This is a genomic window from Mycolicibacterium setense (assembly GCF_000805385.1).
Taxonomy (GTDB): Bacteria; Actinomycetota; Actinomycetes; order Mycobacteriales; family Mycobacteriaceae; genus Mycobacterium; species Mycobacterium setense.
The window spans coordinates 432,716-450,768 of sequence record NZ_JTJW01000008.1; the positions used below are offsets into that span (position 1 = coordinate 432,716).

10 protein-coding genes are annotated in these 18,053 nt (G+C 67.8%); 1 reads left to right on the forward strand and 9 read right to left on the reverse strand.

Annotated features, from left to right (window positions below; translation table 11 throughout):
* Positions 1 to 19 precede the first annotated feature (19 nt).
* From QQ25_RS20435 to hrcA, 5 genes are all read right to left on the reverse strand, one after another.
* A complete protein-coding gene (locus tag QQ25_RS20435; RefSeq protein ID WP_039380679.1) occupies positions 20 to 2,143 on the reverse strand; it encodes a PhoH family protein in 2,124 nt (707 codons plus the stop codon).
* 173 nt (positions 2,144 to 2,316) lie between these two features.
* Positions 2,317 to 3,090: a hypothetical protein gene (locus tag QQ25_RS20440; RefSeq protein ID WP_131546196.1), complete on the reverse strand. Its 774-nt coding sequence runs from the start codon at positions 3,088 to 3,090 to the stop codon at positions 2,317 to 2,319.
* A 38-nt stretch (positions 3,091 to 3,128) separates the two neighbouring features.
* Positions 3,129 to 3,878, reverse strand: a complete 750-nt coding sequence (locus QQ25_RS20445; RefSeq protein WP_039322052.1) for a 16S rRNA (uracil(1498)-N(3))-methyltransferase — start codon at positions 3,876 to 3,878, stop codon at positions 3,129 to 3,131.
* A 16-nt stretch (positions 3,879 to 3,894) separates the two neighbouring features.
* Positions 3,895 to 5,037, reverse strand: a complete 1,143-nt coding sequence (gene dnaJ / locus QQ25_RS20450; RefSeq protein WP_039322054.1) for a molecular chaperone DnaJ — start codon at positions 5,035 to 5,037, stop codon at positions 3,895 to 3,897.
* Between the two features lie 44 nt (positions 5,038 to 5,081).
* A complete protein-coding gene (gene hrcA, locus QQ25_RS20455; RefSeq protein ID WP_039380680.1) occupies positions 5,082 to 6,113 on the reverse strand; it encodes a heat-inducible transcriptional repressor HrcA in 1,032 nt (343 codons plus the stop codon).
* A 204-nt stretch (positions 6,114 to 6,317) separates the two neighbouring features.
* Here hrcA and QQ25_RS20460 point away from each other — a divergent pair, with 204 nt between their 5' ends.
* Entirely contained in the window at positions 6,318 to 6,632 is a 315-nt protein-coding gene (locus QQ25_RS20460) for a type II toxin-antitoxin system VapB family antitoxin (RefSeq protein WP_039322059.1), read from the forward strand.
* 10 nt (positions 6,633 to 6,642) lie between these two features.
* On the opposite strand, the gene QQ25_RS20465 is transcribed toward QQ25_RS20460, so the two are convergent.
* The 4 genes from QQ25_RS20465 to QQ25_RS20480 are packed head-to-tail and all read right to left on the reverse strand — an operon-like array spanning position 6,643 to position 18,053.
* A complete protein-coding gene (locus QQ25_RS20465; protein ID WP_039322062.1) occupies positions 6,643 to 6,867 on the reverse strand; it encodes an MbtH family protein in 225 nt (74 codons plus the stop codon).
* Entirely contained in the window at positions 6,845 to 8,191 is a 1,347-nt protein-coding gene (gene mbtG / locus QQ25_RS20470; protein ID WP_039380682.1) for an NADPH-dependent L-lysine N(6)-monooxygenase MbtG, read from the reverse strand. The genes QQ25_RS20465 and mbtG overlap by 23 nt, the downstream gene beginning before the upstream one ends.
* Positions 8,188 to 12,594 carry a non-ribosomal peptide synthetase gene (locus QQ25_RS20475; RefSeq protein WP_039380684.1) on the reverse strand — a complete coding sequence of 1,469 codons (4,407 nt, stop codon included), beginning with the start codon at positions 12,592 to 12,594 and terminating at the stop codon, positions 8,188 to 8,190. The genes mbtG and QQ25_RS20475 overlap by 4 nt, the downstream gene beginning before the upstream one ends.
* Entirely contained in the window at positions 12,591 to 18,053 is a 5,463-nt protein-coding gene (locus tag QQ25_RS20480; protein WP_052235936.1) for a non-ribosomal peptide synthetase, read from the reverse strand. The genes QQ25_RS20475 and QQ25_RS20480 overlap by 4 nt, the downstream gene beginning before the upstream one ends.

The window sequence follows — 18,053 nt, forward strand, 5'->3', positions numbered from 1 at the left end:
TTCACTCCGCAAGCGTCGCTCATCGACGGGGCCGCCCGTTCGACGACCGGCGTTGGGAACGGTTGAGCAATGCCGGCTCCTCATGTCGGGCATAGGCGTCGACGATCTCGGACACCAGGCGGTGACGCACCACGTCGGCACTGGTGAGTTCCGCGAAGTGGATGTCGTCGATACCGTCGAGGATGTTCATCGCCGCCCGAAGGCCCGAGGTGTTCCCGCCGGGCAGGTCCACCTGCGTAATATCACCGGTGACAACGACTTTGGACCCGAACCCCAGACGGGTCAAGAACATCTTCATCTGCTCGGCAGTAGTGTTCTGCGCCTCGTCGAGGATGATGAATGCGTCATTGAGAGTGTTGTGCGTCAGGAGGAAATCCTCGGTGACATACAAGGAGTCCTCTGCGGCGACACTGATGCACACGGCCTCCGTGGTGCCCACGGGTTCGATGCGGTCCACGTATCGCATCGGACGGCCCCCACCTGTCGCGGCGTACTTCTCCGCCTTGCGCGCGAGCCGGAATGGGATAACGCCCTCGGGCAACCGGATGTCGAGAATGTTCGCGTCGTACCGATGGTGGACCTCTCGGCCACGAGCTAGGCCCGGTTTTCGGCCGGCAGCGTCCCGCGTCCGCAGATAAATGACACCGCCCAACGACTCGACGAGGAAGATCACGTTGTCGCACAACCGATCAGACACAGTCGTGTACTGGATCCGGCAGGTGCGGCCATCCTGGGTTACGGGCCCGCCATCGGAATCGAGAAGTCCCTGCAGCACCGCCAAACGCACATCCGCCGAATTGAACAGATAGTCCTCGGGTACAAACTTCGCTTCGGATTTCTTGCCGGACAGGCCGAGTCGACGCATCACCCCGGTCACCGGATTCTCGATCGTGATGACCTCACCGGGTGGGGTGATCCGGTTCAACACATAATCGATGTCGGTCTTGCGTCGAACCTCGATACCCGGGATGAGACGTTCCAACGCCTCTGCCAGCTCCGGATCCTTCGTCGTGAAACTCGGAGTCGCACGCGAGGAGAAGCATCCGTCGCCCAACAGCAACCCGAGTGCATACGGGTCCATCGGCACTGATCGAGGCTCGAATGCCACCGGCGCACTCAGTAGCGGTAGCTCATAGCGGTGAGCATGAGCAGCACGGAGGTTCCCGATCATCTCCTTGGTCTCGAGTATCCGAGGCGGCTTGTTCCGCCGCCGATCGGAAGCCGTGTACACGGCCCAAAGATGGTCACCGGAGGCGAGCGTCGATGCGCCCTCTTGCGTGAAGACGCGGTAGATCTCCTTGAAGCCCTGCGGGTATACACCCGTCACCTCAGTCGGTGCCCCATCCGAGCCGATCACGAAATCGCCGACCTCGAGCTCACCAATCGGTCGGAAACCGGTAGGTGTCAGCACGTTGGTGAACAATGGTTGGGCCCGACCACGCATGTATGCCAGCGGCGCGACCTCGATTACCCCGGCACTCATCAGCTTTGGAATGAGCTCGGGGTCCATCATGTCGTGCAGGGCGTCATAGAGCGGGCGAAGGTAGGGATCGATCTTCTCGCTCAACGTGCCGGGCAGGAAGCCGAGGCGTTCACCGGCCTCCACCGCGGGGCGGGTCAGGATGATCCGGCTGACCTGCTTGGTCTGCAGCGCACTGACCGCCTTGGCCATCGCCAAGTACGTCTTACCGGTACCGGCCGGACCGATGCCGAAGACGACGGTGTGCGCATCGATGGCGTCGACATAGCGCTTCTGGTTGAGCGTCTTGGGCCGGATAGTTTTGCCGCGGCGGCTCAAGATGTCGAGCGTCAGTACCTCGGCCGGGGACTCGTCCTCGGTGCCGGTCAGGATGGCGACGCTGTGGCGGACCGCCTCAGGAGTCACCGCCTGGCCGCTGGAGGCGACGGCGATCAGCTCGGCGACCACGCGTTCGGCCAGCGCGACATCGGCGGGCTCGCCGGTGAAGGTGACCTCGTTGCCGCGGGCGTGAATGTCGGCGGTCAGAAGTCTTTCGAGTGCCCGCAGATTTTCATCGGCGGAGCCAAGCAGGCCCACGATGATGTCGGGCGGAACGGTGATGCTGCTGCGGACAGATTCCGATGCGGTGGCCGACGAGTCAGCGGTCGTGTCGCGGGGCGTCACGTGGAGTTTTTGCCTGCTTTCCGTGTTTTCATGACGGCTGGCTGCCGTCGTACTGGTGCCAGTTTACCGCTGGTCAACGACACGCCCCAATGGTTAAGCGGGCCGAGGGCCATCCATTCCGTTCAACGACGAAAACACCCGTCGACCTGCCGGTTCCGGGACTCGGCCCCAGGTCAGCCCGCGAACGCCTGCAACTTGGCCTCCAGCGCGTCCATGTCCGGATCCGCGTAGATCTTGCGGGTTTTCTTGTTGTAGGTGGCCATGATGGGACAGCGGTCGCCAGAGCTGCCGACGGTGTCGCGTCGGATCACCTCGCCCGTCTTGGCCTGGCGGTACGTGATCTCGTAGTCGACGGAGTAGAAGTCGACGGTGATGTGCGCGCCGGCCTCGTCGTCCTCGCACGTCGCGGTTTTCACCTCGGTCCCGTCCTTCCGGTCGAGGCAGGCAACGACGTTGATCTCGGTGAACTCCTCCGAACCGGAGGTCCAATTGCTCACCGGGGCCGACGACCAGGTGGGTCCCGCGAAGCCGAAGTTGTAGTAATAGGCAGCGATCTTGTATGGCGGGCCGTAGGCAGCGGCGTTGGTCACCGCGCCGTTCTCACATACCTTCGAGAAATCGCTCACGGAATCGGCGGTGATTTCCTGCGTCTCGCCGGCCACCTTGAAAAACCCGTAGCCCATCAATCCGATTATCGAAATGCCGAAAACCGCCACGACGGCGACGATCGCGATGCCGAGCCGCGATTTCTTCGGCCGTATCGGCGGACCGGCCGGAGACCACTGGGGAGGCTGCGCACCGTAAGGCGGCTGCCCATACGGCGGTGGAGGCCCAGCGGGCGCCCCTGGCCACTGTTGCGGTTGCGGCGGTGGCCAATGCGGCGGCTGCTGCCCGTAAGGAGGCTGGCCGTACGGCGGTGGCGGCGGGCCTTGCGGCGGAACACTCACGAATGGAGCGTAATGCCTGGCCAAGCCCTCAGCTGGCGCTAAATCTGCCAGCGCGCGGTCAACGCACCTATGGCCCCGAGCGCGACGGCCGCGGCAGTTGATGTCCGCAGCACAGTCGGGCCCAGCCGGACGGCCTTGGCGCCGGACTCGGTCAACGCAGCGATCTCCTCATCGGCGATGCCGCCTTCCGGCCCGACGATAAGCATCAGCGAATCGGCTTGGGCCAGAGGCAGTTCGGCGAAGGGCTCGGTGGCCGACTCGTGCAGGGCCAGCACCACCGCTCCCCCGGCCACGGCGTCGGCGACGCGCCGGGTAAGCGCAGGCGTCGAGACGACACCGTCGACGGCGGGGACGTAGGCGCGCCGCGACTGGCGGGCCGCCGAGCGAGCCACCGCCTCCCAGCGCCGCAGGCCCTTGTCCACCTTCGGGCCGTCCCAGCGGGCCACGCACCGAGTCGCCTGCCAGGCGACAAAGCGGTCCGCGCCGGCCTCGGTCGCCAGCTCGACGGCCAGTTCTGAACGATCGGATTTGGGCAGCGCCTGCACCACGGTCACTGCCGGGCGCGGCGCCGCGACGGCGACGCGCTCGGTAACCCGCGCCGACAACCGGCCCTTGGCCGTCTCTTCGACGACGCAGTGCGCCAGTGTGCCTGCGCCGTCGCTCAGGTCGATCTGTTCGCCGACGCGGATGCGACGCACGTTGGACGCGTGGAAGCCCTCGTCGCCGTCGAGGACGGCCAACTCGCCGGCGCCCGGCAGTGCGTCGACGTAGAACAGCGCTGCACTCACGCCCGTCAGCTCCGCGTCAGCGGCCGGAGAACGTCTCGCGCAGCCGGCTGAACAGACCGCCGGACGCCGCCGACGCCTGTGTCGTGCGCACCTCCGCCGCGTCGCGGCTGCGGTTCTCCTTCAGCTTGCGCAGCAGGTCGGTGTCGGTGCTGTCGAGCCGCGACGGCACCACGACGTCGATGTGGGCGTGTAGGTCACCACGCACCCCGGAACGCAGATGCGGCATGCCGTGGCCACGCAACGTGGTCACCGAACCGGGCTGGGTGCCCGGGGCAATGGTCAGCTCGGTGGGCCCGTCGAGGATCGCGTCGACGGTGACAGTCGTGCCCAGGGCAGCGTCGACCATGGGGACGGAGACGGTGCAGTGCAGGTCGTCGCCGTCGCGGACGAAGATCTCGTGCTGCTTCTCGTGGACCTCGACGTAGAGGTCGCCTGCGGGACCGCCGCCCGGCCCGACCTCGCCCTGTGCGGCCAGCCGGACCCGCATGCCGTCGCCGACACCAGCCGGGATCTTCACGCTGATCTCACGGCGGGCACGCACCCGTCCGTCGCCGCCGCACCGCCCGCACGGATCCGGGATGACCTCGCCGATCCCGCCGCACACCGGGCATGGCCGGGTGGTCATCACCTGGCCCAGCAGCGAGCGCTGCACGGTCTGGATCTCGCCGCGGCCACCGCAGGTGTCACAGGTGACCGGCGTGGAATTGCCGTTGGTGCCCTTGCCGTGGCACAGGTCGCACAGCACCGCCGTGTCGACGGTGACCTGTTTGGTCACGCCGGTGGCGCACTCCTCCAGGTCCAGCCGCATCCGCAGCAACGAGTCGGCGCCGGGCCGCACCCTGCCGACCGGCCCGCGCGATGCGGTGCCGCCACCGAAGAACGCCTCGAACACGTCGCCGAGACCGCCGAAGCCGCTGAACCCACCGGGTGCTCCGCCGACCGATTCCATGGGATCGCCGCCCATGTCCACGATGCGGCGTTTCTCCGGATCGGAGAGCACCTCATAGGCGACCTGGATCTCGGTGAACCGAGCCTGGGCCTCCGCGTCGGGATTGACGTCGGGATGCAGCTCACGTGCCAACCGTCGATAGGCGCGTTTGATCTCCGAATCGCTCGCGCCTTTGCTCACTCCGAGCAAGCCGTAATAATCGCGTGCCACGCTGACCTTGCCTGACCTTTCCGTGCCGGATGTATCCGGCTGTATTACCGAGTACCTAAGACTTCGCCGATGTACAACGCAACCGCCGCGACATTGGCGATGGTTCCCGGGTAATCCATTCGGGTGGGACCAACCACACCCATTCCGCCGTACACCTTGCCCGAACTGCCGTAGGTGGTGCTCACCACCGATGTTCCGAGCATCTGTTCGGCCTCGGTCTCATGACCGATGCGCACGGTCACCTTGCCCGCTTCCTGCTGGGCTGCCAACAACCGCAGGACCACCACCTGCTCCTCCAGTGCCTCCAGCACCGGCCGCAGCGATCCGCCGAAATCGGCGGTGTTGCGGGTCAGATTCGCGGTGCCGCCGAGTAGCAGCCGTTCCTCGGTGTGCTCGACGAGCGTCTCGACCAGGACGGTCGCCGACCGGCCGACCGCATCGGCCAGCGTGCCCTGGCCGTTGAGGTGTGTGGCCAGATCGCTGACCGCGATGGACGCGGCGGAGATCGGCTTGCCCTCCAGCGCCTGCGCCAACATCTCGCGCAGTTTCGACAGGTCATGCTCGTCGATCGCGTCGCCGAGCTCCACAATCCGCTGATCCACCCGGCCCGAATCGGTGATGACCACCAGCAGCAACCGCGCCGGGGTGAGCGCCACCACCTCAAGATGGCGGACCGACGAGGTGGACAGCGTCGGGTACTGCACGATCGCGACCTGCCGGGTCAGCTGTGCGAGCAGCCGAACCGCGCGCCGCAGCACGTCGTCCAGGTCGACCCCGGATTCCAGGAAAGACAGGATTGCGCGGCGTTCGGATGACGACAACGGCTTGACGTTGTCGATCCGGTCGACGAACTCGCGGTAGCCCTTCTCGGTGGGCACCCGGCCCGAACTCGTATGCGGCTGGGCGATGTAACCCTCGGCTTCCAGCACGGCCATGTCGTTGCGCACGGTGGCGCTCGACACGCCGAGGTTGTGGCGCTCCACCAACGTCTTGGAGCCGATGGGCTCCTTGGTGGCCACGAAGTCGGCGACGATGGCTCGCAGCACCTCGAAACGACGTTCGTCGGCACTCCCCACCTGTTCACCTACCCTTCGCAGCAGCGATGTCCATATTGCTCGGTCCATTTTACTGATCAGCAGCGGGTTTACCGATTGCGCCGCCTGCGGCGGGCGGCATTGCGCCGGACGACACCGGCGCAGGCAACGACCTGCGAGGGTATTAGCCTAGGTAACCATGCCGATGGCAACACCGCGCAACACTGCGACGGACGCGGGCCGGCGATGATCTTCAAAGGTGTCCAGGAGGGCAAGCCCTACCCGGAGCACGGCCTGTCGTACCGGGATTGGTCCCGGATCCCCCCGCGCCAGTTGCGCCTCGATGAGCTGGTCACCACCACCACCGTGCTGGCTCTGGACCGCCTGTTGTCGGAGGATTCGACGTTCTACGGCGACCTGTTCCCGCACGCGGTGAAGTGGCGCGGCGACATCTATCTCGAAGACGGTCTGCACCGGGCCGTGCGCGCGGCGCTGCGCAATCGCACCATCCTGCATGCCCGGGTGTTCGACATGGACGCGCTCGCGCCGAGCCCGGCGTGACCGCCGCCGGTCAGCGCCCCGGCTGGCCGGCCATCGCCTCACGCAGGCTGTTGGGCCGCAGATCCGTCCAGTTCGTCTCCACGTAGCTCAGGCACTCGGCGCGGCCGGCCGCACCGAAGACCACCCGCCAGCCGGCGGGAACATCGGCGAATGCCGGCCACAGGCTGTGCTGCTCCTCATCGTTGACCAGTACGTAGAACGTGCCGTTCTCGTCATCGAACGGATTGGAACTCATCGAGTCTCCTCATCGAGGGGTGGGCCAGGTCTGCACCCAGCACCCGGTCGGACAACAGGCCAAGGCAGCTCAGGTTCGGGAATCCCGGGCCCTGGGTGAGCCCGGCCAGCCCCGGAAGGAAGAGCTTGGGGAAGACGTCGGTCAGGGCCAGGTCGTGACCGATGTGCTCCTGCAGCGCGTCACTGGTCAGCGGGCCGCCGAGGCCCAGCTCGAGCAGGTCCAGCGCGTCCTGGCTGAACAACGGCGCGAACCACAGGGCGTCGGCGCCGGATCCGTCGATCACCAGATCGAAGCCGTGCACGGTCTCGACCGCTTCACCCCCGGTGTTGGTCGACAGCGTCAATCGGATCCGCTCGTCACGGGCCACCGCATGGGCGACCCGGCCGCGCAGGTGGCGGATCCGGTCGTCGGCCAGCAGGGCATCCTGCACGCGCGCCGAGAACACGCCACGATCGGTGCGGGCCAGGGCATCCCGGCGCTCGGCCAGGGTGAGCCCGGTCCACCCGGTCGGATCGGAGAACAGAGTGTTCTCGAAGAACCCCTCTCCACGGGTGAACAGGGTGACCGTCGGCGAGATCACCGTGATGGTCGAAACGCGATGGCGGAACAGCTCGTTGAGCATCGACGCGGCGGTCTCGCCGCCGCCGATCACCGCGACCCGCTCTGCGGTGATCACCTCATGCTTGCCGGCCTGATGCCAGAACTGCGCGATCGACATCACGCGCGGGTTTCCGGGCAACACCGAACGTTCGGCCTGGCCGGGCCCGGTGACCATCAGGCCGTCGGCGCTGACCGTGTCGTCGGCGGTGTGCAGGACCCACCGGTGCGCCTCAGCGTCGACCGCTGAACTGCCGGCACCGTCGGCGACCGCTGAACTGCCGGCGATCGAGATCTGTTCCACCTCACCGGAAACCACGTTCATTCCGACGTCTTCAGCCACCCAGCTCAGGTACTGGCTCCAGCGCTTGTGGGTCGGCGCCGGCCTGCCCCGGTCCACCCATTCGGCGAATCCGCCCGTCGCGATCAGGTAGGCCTGCCAGCTGTGCCGGGTCATGCGCTCGTCGAGCTCGGCGTTGCGCCGCGATACGAGAGACGACCTGTACGGGAAGCCGACGTCCTTCTCGGGTCCGGTACCGAGGCGATGGTTGCCGTCGGTCCAGCCGCCGACAGCCTGCCAGTTGGCGGCCACCCCGGAACGTTCGACGACGACGATGTCGGGAGCCGGCACACCCATCGCGCGCAACTCGGCCGCCTTGGCGGCCACCGCGATGGCCTTGGGGCCGGCCCCGATCACGGCCAGCGTGGGAGCCGATGGGGCACTCATAGGGTCACCTCTCGCAACGCGGCCAGCCACATCGCCTGCAGCGTGGCGATGTCGTCGGCGGACAGAACGTCTGGCAGGGTTCGCCACTGGGTGCCGAGCACGGCTTCCCCGTCGCGATCGATCACCGCGGCCATGATCGTCAGTTCATGGCGCACAGCCACATTCGGTTCGGGAATCGGGGTCACCCCGGTCTGCAACGACCGGTCCTGCAGCAGGGCGTGGTCCGACGCGTCCAGCTCGATCCGGCCCAGATAGTTGAGCAGCACCTGCGGATCGCGATGATTGCCCAGGCGTTCGGCGGTGTCCTCGCGCAGGTAACGCAGCAGCCCGTAATCGATGGCATCGCCGGGGATCGCGGCCACCTGCGCCGCCACCCCACGCGCGTCATCGGCGCCAAGCCGCAACGGGTAGATCATGCTGAGCAGTCCCGCGGTGTCGCCGGTGTCCACCTCGTGGTGGTCGGACAGCAGCGCGTCCGACCGGCCATGGGTCTCCAGCGCCAGCAGCGGCGCCGGAGTGGCCTGGCCGCGATGCCGACGCCAGTCGGTGAGGGCGCGAGCGGTTGCCGCGGCCAGCACTTCGGTCACCGGGACTGCGCCGCTCAGCAGCCGGGCCGTCAGTTCGGGCTCGGCGAAGGCCATCACGATGGTCACATCGGCCATGCGGTCGGTGGCGGGATCGACCCTGCGGGCACCGAGGTCGGGGTCGTCACCGTCGAACTGCTGCTCCCAGAAGCCGCAGGTATCGAGCCGGGCCGCCCGCTCGGTCAGCAGACGTGACCACTGCCGCAGCGAGGTGTGTTCGCGCACCGGCATCGGTTCGCGACCGGAAGCCAATGCATGCCAAGCATTTTCGAGTTCGCCGACCAGGATGCGCCACGATGCCGGGTCCAGGGCCAGCACGTGGGCGGTCAGAATCAGCAGACCGGCCTCGGCCAGCGGGTGATGCAACCAGACCGCATCCAGCATCGACCCGCTCTGCGGATCCATGCGCTGCACCGAGAGCTCGGCATGCTCGGCCACAGCGGAGTTGAGATCACCGGAGCCTGTCGCTTCCGAGAGCACGTCGCGCGGGGCGTCCGCGACCAGGGCCAGGGTATTCCGGTCCAGTCGGGTGCGCAGCACCTCGTGTCCGTCGATCACATTGCGCAACAGCGCTTCCAGCTGCGCGCGGGTGATGCCCGGGGGCAGCCGGAAAACCTCGGTCTGTGCGAGCCGCCGGGGGTCGCCGTACTGGTAGAGCCACCGGCCGTTGGGCAGCAGCGGGATGGGACCCGTCTCCGGTGCGGCGTCTTCGGTGCGCTCGACGGCGACGGCGTCGGAATCGATCGCGGCCGCGAGTTCGCGGACGGTCGCGCAGTCCAGCATCAACCGGGCGCGCAGCGCGATTCCTCTGCGCCGCACCGCCTGCACCACCGACAGGGCCACGATGCTGTCCAGCCCGAGATCGAGGAAGTCCGCCGTGACATCGACACCCGCTCCCTCTGGCGTGCCCAGGACTTCGGCCAGCACATCGGCGAGTACCTTCTCGGTCTCGGTCGCGGGGTGCTGGACTCCCTCGGCAGCACCGCCGGTGGCGACGGCCGCCAGCGCGGCATCGTCGACCTTGCCGTTGGTGGTCAGCGGGATCTCGTCGACGGCGACGATGTGGTGCGGAACAAGGTGCCGTGGCAGCGTGTCGGTCAGCATCCGGCGAAGCTCGCTGACCGGGGCGTCGCTGACCACATATGCGACAAGGCGTGGCCCGCTGCGGTGATGTCGGACCGCCACGTGGGCGTGCCGAACCCCGGGATGGCTGTGCAGTGTCGCGGCCACCTCACCGGGTTCGACCCGGAATCCCCGGATCTTGACCTGATCGTCGCTACGGCCGAGAAACTCAAGAGCATTCGAGTCCACTCGCCGGCGCACCACGTCACCGGTGCGGTACATGCGGGCACCCGGCGTGAAGGGATCGGCGACGAAGCGACCCGCTGTCTCCCCCGGCCTGCCCAGGTATCCGCGGGTCAATTGCCCACCGGCCAAATACAGTTCGCCGTACACACCGTCGGGAACGGGGCGCAGCCAGCCGTCGAGCACATAGGCGGCTGTCGACTCTGTCGGATGTCCGATGCACGGTTGCGGGTGTTCGGCGATCCTCGCGACGACGGCTTCCACCGTGGTCTCGGTCGGCCCGTAGCAGTTGTGCGCCGACATCCAGGTGCGCTCGCACTCGGCCTGGATCCCCTGCCAGGTGGCGGTGTCGATAGCCTCACCGCCAAGGGCGAGCACCGCCAACGGCACTCGGCTGAGCAGGCCCGCGGCCCGGAGTGAGGCGAACATCGACGGGGTGGTGTCGATCATGTCGATGCCGAAGCGTCCGATGGTGTCCACCAGCGCCTCGGCGTCCCGCTGCACGTCGTCGCCGACGATGTGCACGGTATGTCCGTCGAGCAGGGCCGCCAACGGCTGCCAGGCCGCGTCGAACGTGAACGACCAGGCGTGCGCCACCCGCAACGGGCGGCCGAGCCGTTTGGCCGCCGGCCGGAGCACTTGATGGGCGTGATCGGCGGCATAGGCCAGCAGCGCCCGATGAGTTCCTATGACGCCCTTGGGTTTTCCGGTGGTTCCGGAGGTGAACACGATGTAGGCGCCATGCCCGGGGTGCACCGGCACGGGCCGGAAGTCGGGGTCCGGCTCAGCCGCGACGCAGGACAGCAGAGCATCGTCGACCATGACCGGCGCAGACCCACCTGCACCGATCTGACGCAGAATCTCGGCCACCCGCTCGTCGGGCATCGCGGGGTCCAGCGGCACGATCAACCCGCCGGCCTTGAGCACCGCGAGCATCGCCACCACATAGTCGGGCCCTCGGCGCAACCGGATCGGCACCGGCGTCTCGGCGCACACTCCACGGCGGATCAGCTCGGCGGCCAGGCCATCGGCGGCGTCGTCGAGCTCGCGATAGCTGAGTTCTCCCCCGTCCCAGCTCAATGCCACCGAACCGAGCCGCTCCTCCGCGGTCTCGCTGAAGGCAAGGTGGAAGCCGGTGTGGTCATCGGCGGCAGCGGTCGGCGCGCCGGCCGGCTGCGGTTCGTCGTCGAGAGTGAGGGTTACATCGCGCAGCGGACGCTCCCAGCACTGCAGCAGCCGCTGGACGACGGTCAGCACTCGCAGTCCCAGGGCATGCGGATCGAGCAGTCCCAGTGCCCCGTCGAGGGTTTCGACGAGCACCGTGAGCCGGCCGTGGGTCGGATGTGCGGCGATGGTGACCGGGAAATGCGACAGGCTCTCCAGTGCCGACGGTCGCAGTACCGCCCCGCCGAGATCGAACTCGTCACTGCCGACCAGTCCACCGGGCGGGAAGTTCTCGTAGACGAGCAGGGTGTCGTACAGCTCGCCGATGCCGCCGAGCGACCGGAGCTCGGTATGGCTGAGATAGCTGTGCTCACGCAGGTCGGCGGCTTCGCGCTGCAGGGCCAGGCACTGGCTGCCGACCGGCAGGCTGGGGTCGACCCGGACCCGAAGCGGCACCGTGTTGATGAACAAGCCGACCATCGACTCGACCCCGGTCAACTCGTCCGGGCGCCCCGACACCGTGACCCCGTACACCACGTCGGTGCGATCGGTGAAGACCGAAAGGATTGTCGCCCACGCCATCTGGAACAACGTGTTAACGGTGACGCCGCGGCTCCTGGCAGCCTCGAAGATCGCAGCGGACTGCTGCTCGTCGAGATTCACCTCGGTGCGCGCCGGCAGGCCCGGCTGCGTCTCCCGCCCGGACAGCACCGGAGAAAGCAGCGTGGGCGCGTCCATGCCGTACAGATGGGCCTGCCACCGTGCCCGGCCTGCCTGCTGATCGCGCCCGGCCAACCAGCCGATGTAGTCGCGGTACGGGCGCACCGCCGACGGCAGCGCGGTGACATCGCCCTTGGCGCCGTAGAGCGCCAGGAGTTCACCGACGAAAACTGGCAGCGACCAGCCGTCGATCGCGATGTGATGGGCGACGATCACCAGACGCCAACGCGATCCCGGCTTTTCGATGAGCAGGAAGCGGATCAACGGCCCACGGCCGAGGTCGAACCGCCGGGCGCGTTCCTCGGCCTCCAGGACGACCGCCTGCTCGTCAGCGGCCTGCACATGGCGCCAGGGCAATTCGATCGCGGACGGAACCACCGCGACCGGGCGGCTCAGGTTTCCCTGGAAGAAGCTGGCCCGCAGGTTCGGATGACGCACCAGCATCGCCTCGGCGCACGTCCTCAGCAGCTCGGGGTCCAATGCTCCGTCGACGTCGGCGGCCATCGCGATGACATACGGATCTGCCCCGGCGTCACCCTCGGTGAGGCCGGCCAGGGAGTACAGGCCCTGTTGCAGCGGGCTGAGCGCCAGCACGTCCTCGACGCCGGGCGGCGTTCCGGTCGTGGTCATGTCGACATCCCCTGGCCCTGACCCCATCCCGCGGTCAGCGCGGCCAATTCGTCGGGCGAGAGGCCGGATGCGGACATCGGCTCATGGTGCACATCGGCCGCTTCGGCCCCGTCACCGTCGCCCGCCGCGTCGATCGCGGCGGCCAGGTCGGCCAATCCGGGATGCTCGAACACCATGCGTGCTGTCAGAGCCATTCCGGCGTCGCGCGCCCGGGCCGCCAGTTGCACCGCCAGGATGCTGTCGCCGCCGAGGGTGAAGAAGTCGTCGTACCGGCCCACATCGGTGGCGCCGAGCAGGTCCACCAGCATGGCCGCCAAGGTGTGCTCGGTCGGTGTGGCCGGCGGTTCCGACGGTGCCGCCGTGGTGACCCGCGGGCGGGTCAGCGTGGCAGGTTCCAGATCATCGACAACGGTGAGCGCGGCACCGGCGAACTCGGTGGGCAGAGCGGACCGAACGGCGTCCAGAAACGCCTCGGTGTCAACGGTTTCCGGCTCGACCGCCAGGTATCCCGCCACGGTTGTGACGCCGCGCGATTCCCAGTGCCGCGTCGCCGCGGCGGCGACTCCCTCGATCGCTTCCAGCGCGGCCTGCAGACGCGGCTCACCGCCGGTGATCGGCTCAAGCCGGCCGTCGGTGGTCCAGCGTGCCCGTTCTCCGGTGCGATACAGCTGGCCGTCTCCGAAAGGATTGGGCGCGAAGCGGTTCGCGGCGATACCACGCGCGGCGTGGGCGGCCTCGTCCACCGCGCCGCCGGCGTAGTACACATCCCCGGTGACCCCGATGGCCACCGGCTCACGCCATTCGTCGAGCAGGTACACCCGGTCTGCACCCTCGGTCTGCGGCAGTCCGGCCGGCGGTACTGCTTTGCGACTCCAGTCGTCCACCAGGAGAGCGCGCTCGGCCGCATCGACAACCGTGATGTCGCGCAGGGTCTGATCGGCATCGCCCGCGAACGCCTCGACGATGCGATGCAGCCAGCCGACGAGACGAAGTGCTGTGGCCGCCTCATAGAGCTCGGTGCGGTAGATGACGGTTCCCCGGTATCCGGCGCCGGGTTCGGCGAAGAAGTTGAGCGACAGATCGGCATGGGCCACGTCGAAGGTGGGTTCCAATGCGGTGAAACGGGTTTCACCGTCGGCGCCGGTATCGATGACCTGCTCGCCAGGCATGTCCTCACGCACGTGCACCACCACACCGAACAGTGGGTTGCGTGCCAGCGAACGCACCGGGCTCACCGCGTCGACGACGCGGTCGAACGGCAGATCCTGATGCTTGTAGGCGGCCAGCGCCATATCGCGCGAACGCCTCAGCACCTCACGCAGTGTCGGATTGCCCGACAGGTCGTTGCGCAGCACCACGATATTGATGAAGAACCCGATCAACGCATCGAGTTCAGGTGCGGTACGTCCGGCCACCGGTGTGCCCAGTGCGATATCGGTGCCCTGCCCGGCCTTGTGCAGAGCGATCGCGACGGCCGCCTGCAACACCATGAATTCGGTGACCCCGAGTTCGCGGCTGAGCTCGACGAGCTTGCCCCGCAGTTCCGGATCGATGGTGAAGTCGAGCGCCTTGCCCTCGCCCGTCGGCACCGGCGGCCTCGGGAAGTCCGGCTGCAGGCCGTTCTCGACGTCAGCCTCGCCCGACAACCCGGCGAGTTGCGTTGTCCAGTAGGTGCGTTGCTCCTCGACCCGCTCGACGTCGCCCGAGAGAACCTCGGCCTGCCACGCCGCGAAGTCCGCGTACTGCACGGGCAAGGGTGCCCATTCGGGCGCCTTCCCGGCCCGGCGCGCGTGGTACGCGGTCAGCAGATCGGTGAACAGCACGGTGCCCGACCAGTGGTCGGCGGCGATGTGGTGCACCACCAGCGAGAGCACGTGCGAACTCGGCGTGGACAGCATGGCCGCCCGGACCGGCCACTCGTTCTCCAGGTCGAAGCAGTACCGCCGCTCGGTGTCCAGTTCGGCCTGGACCCAATCCTCACCGGCGCCGTCGGCGCGACGCACCGTCACCGGGGCGACGGGATGGACCACCTGATATGGCACACCGTCGATTTCGCGGTAGGTGGTGCGCAGGATCTCGTGGCGCGCGACCACATCGCTGACCGCCGCGGCCAGTGCCTCGACGTCGCAGGGCCCGGTCAGGCGTGCGGCGAAGGGCACGTTGTTGACGGGGTTGGGCCCGTCGATGCGGAACTGGAACCACTGTCGGTGCTGGGCCGCAGACATCTGGGCCGGCCCGTCGTGCGCGGTCGCCACGATCGCCGGGAGGCCGGCACCGAGGCCGGATTCACGCAACTCGTCGACCTTGGCGGCAAGGCCTGCCACCGTGGCGTTCTCGAACACGTCGGCCACGCCGAGTTCGACACCGCAGCGGGCCCGAACGGCGGCAACCAGTTTGGTGGCCAACAGCGAGTGGCCGCCCAGATCGAAGAACGAATCGTCGGCGCCGACGCCGTCACGCTCGAGCAGCTCACCGAACAGAGCGACGATCTCGTGCTCGGTTTCGGTTTCCGGGGCCCGGAATTCGGTGGCCGAGCGGATCTCGGGCTCGGGCAGGGCCCGGCGGTCGATCTTGCCGTGCGCGGTGATCGGGATCTCGGCCAGCTCGACGAATGCCGCCGGAACCATGTACTCCGGTAGCGCAGCGGTCACCCTGGCCCGGATGCGATCGATCTCGACCTGGTCCGCGTCGGCGGCAGGGGTGATGTAGGCGACCAGGCTCTTGCCGAGCGACGGCAGGTCGCTGACCACCACCACGGCCTGCCCGACCGACGGATCGACGGAGATGGCCGCGGAGACCTCGCCGAGTTCGATCCGGAAGCCACGGATCTTGACCTGCTCGTCGGCGCGGCCGACGAACTCGATGTCCCCGTCGGCGTTACGCCGGGCCAGGTCACCCGACCGGTACATCCGTCCACCGGGATTGAACGGGTCGGCGACGAACCGTTCGGCGGTCAGGCGCGGACGGTCGTGATACCCGTGCGCGACATGTGTTCCGCCGATGTAGATCTCCCCGATCACCCCGACCGGCACGGGCTGCAGAGCATCGTCGAGCAGGTGGATCGTGGTGTTGATCTTCGGCGTACCGATCGGCACGATCCGGGCACCCTGCTTGCCCTCGACCTTGTAGCGAGTGCAGTTGAGCACCGTTTCGGTGGGTCCGTAGAAGTTGTGCAGGAGGGAGTCGAAGGTGGCCAGGAACTTGTCGGCGATCTCCCCCGGCAACGCCTCGCCGCCGATCGGCACGCGTTGCAAAGTGCGCCACTCGTTCACACCCGGCAGCGACAGGAACAGACCGAGCAGGGACGGCACGAAGTGCATCGAGGTGATGCCCTCGTTGCGCAGGAGGTCGGTGAGGTAACCGATGTCACCCAGCCCGCCCGGCTTCGGGATCACCAGGCGCGCACCGGCGGAGAGCATGCCGAAGATCTCGCCGATCGACACGTCGAAGCTCTGCGACGCGACCTGCAGCAGGCGTTCGTCCTCGGTGACCTGGTAGTCACCGCCGAACCAGACGAAGTACTCCGCGATCGGCCGGTGCGGCACCGGCACACCCTTGGGCAGACCGGTGGATCCGGACGTGTAGATCAGATAGGCGGTGTTGTCCGCACGCAGCGGCCGGACCCGTTCGGCGTCGGTGGGATCGGTGACCGGATAGTCCTCCAAGCCGTCGACCGGCTCGCGCAGCACGATCTTCGGGTCGGAATCGGACAGGATGTAGGTGAGTCGGTCCTCGGGATAGGTCGGATCGACCGGCAGGTACACCGCACCTGCCTTGACGATGCCCAGTGCCGTGATGACCAGCTCGGGCGACTTCTCGAGCAGCACCGCCACCCGGTCCTCGGTACCGATGCCCTGCTCGATCAGCCAGTGCGCCAACCGGTTTGCCGACTCATTGAGCTCGCGGTAGCTGTAGTGGCGGCCCTCGTAGACCACCGCGGTCGCGTCGGGGGTACGCGCCGCCTGCTCGGTGACCAGCGCTGCCAGCGTGGTCGCCGGCGTCTCGAAAGACTCGCCGGTGGACACGGCGCGCAACCACTCGACGTCCTCGGCCGTGAACAATTCCAGCCGCGACAGCGGTCGGTCGGGTTCGGCGAGGGCACCCTCCAGCAGCACGGCGAAGTGGCGCAGCATCTGTGCGGCGAGCTCGGCGTCCAACACCTCGGTGAGATGCTCGGCCTCCACCACCGCACCACCGGCATCGACCTCGACCATGAAACCCAGCGGCAGCTGCGTGTGCTGGCCGCGCAGATCGGCCCGCTCACTCGTGACGCCTTCGGGGGCGAACCCGCCACCATCGGGCTCGCGGAATCCGAAGCTCACCCGCGTCATTCGTTCGGCGCCGTGACGCCGGTCCGGGTTCAGCTCGGCCACCACCCGGTCGAGATTGACCCGCTGATGCGCGAACGCGCCGATGGCGGTGTCCCGCGTGGCCGCGACCAGTTCACGGAAACCGTCGGTGCCCTGCGGCCGCAACCGCATCGCCACCGTGTTGCCGTAGTAGCCGATGGTTTCGTCGGTATCACGGTTCAGGACCGGGGTGGCGATCAGGAAATCATCGGTGTGGGTGTAGCGGTAGATGAGTGCGCCGAAGGCGGCCAGCAGCACCATGTACGGCGTGGCGCCGGTTTCGCGCGCCAGGGCAGATACGCGCGCGACCGTGTCGGCGGACAACCGCACTGTGCTCCGTTGCGACCGAAAACCGTTGGGGACCACCGATCCCGCCGGGCCGGGCAACTCCAGCGGCTCGGGCGGGTTCGCCAGCACCTCACGCCAGTACGCCAGGTCCTCGCCGCCGTCCGCGGCTACCGACACCGTCACACGCGGCGTCTCGGCCAGCTGCTCTCCGGAGTAGGCCCGGGTCAGGTCTGTGAAGAACACCCGCCAGGATCCGTCGTCCCAGGCGATGTGGTGCGCCACGAGCAGCATCACGTGTTCGGCCGGCCCGGTCTTGATCAACGAGATGCGCAGCGGGGAGTCGGTGCTCAGGTCGAAGGCGGTGCCGAACTCGCGTTGGGCCAGCACCTCCAGGCGCAACTTGCGGGCCCGCTCGGATTTGTCGGACAGGTCGTGCACCGCCCACCCCGGGGTGAGGTCGTCGTGGACCGTCGCGGTGGGCTCGCCGTTGTCGTCGGCCCGGTAGGTGGTGCGCAGAATCGGGTGCCGCTGCGCCACGGCGTTCAGGGCGTCGTGGAGCCGTTCGGCGTCGATCACCCCGGAGAGTCGGTAGGACAGGCAGATGTTGAGCAGTACCCCGCTCGGGTCGAATCCCTGCACGAACCACATCCGGCGTTGCCCGTCCGACAGCACCGTCGGATCGACCGGTGCGCTTTCGGTGCCCGCGCCCGCCGGCCCGGATTCCGCATTCGACGCCGCCAGGCCTCGCTCGGCAAGCTTGCGCCGCATCAGCTCCAGACGCGCGTCGGAGGTGCGGGGGGCGGCCTGATCGGCACTAACCAT

Bases quoted from the DNA above. Each gene is read 5' to 3' on its own strand.
- mbtG (WP_039380682.1), bottom strand. From the start codon at position 8,191: ATGAGTGCCCCATCGGCTCCCACGCTGGCCGTGATCGGGGCCGGCCCC.
- QQ25_RS20465 (WP_039322062.1), bottom strand. From the start codon at position 6,867: ATGAGTTCCAATCCGTTCGATGACGAGAACGGCACGTTCTACGTACTG.
- QQ25_RS20475 (WP_039380684.1), bottom strand. From the start codon at position 12,594: ATGACCACGACCGGAACGCCGCCCGGCGTCGAGGACGTGCTGGCGCTC.
- QQ25_RS20480 (WP_052235936.1), bottom strand. From the start codon at position 18,053: ATGGTTAGTGCCGATCAGGCCGCCCCCCGCACCTCCGACGCGCGTCTG.
- QQ25_RS20460 (WP_039322059.1), top strand. From the start codon at position 6,318: ATGATCTTCAAAGGTGTCCAGGAGGGCAAGCCCTACCCGGAGCACGGC.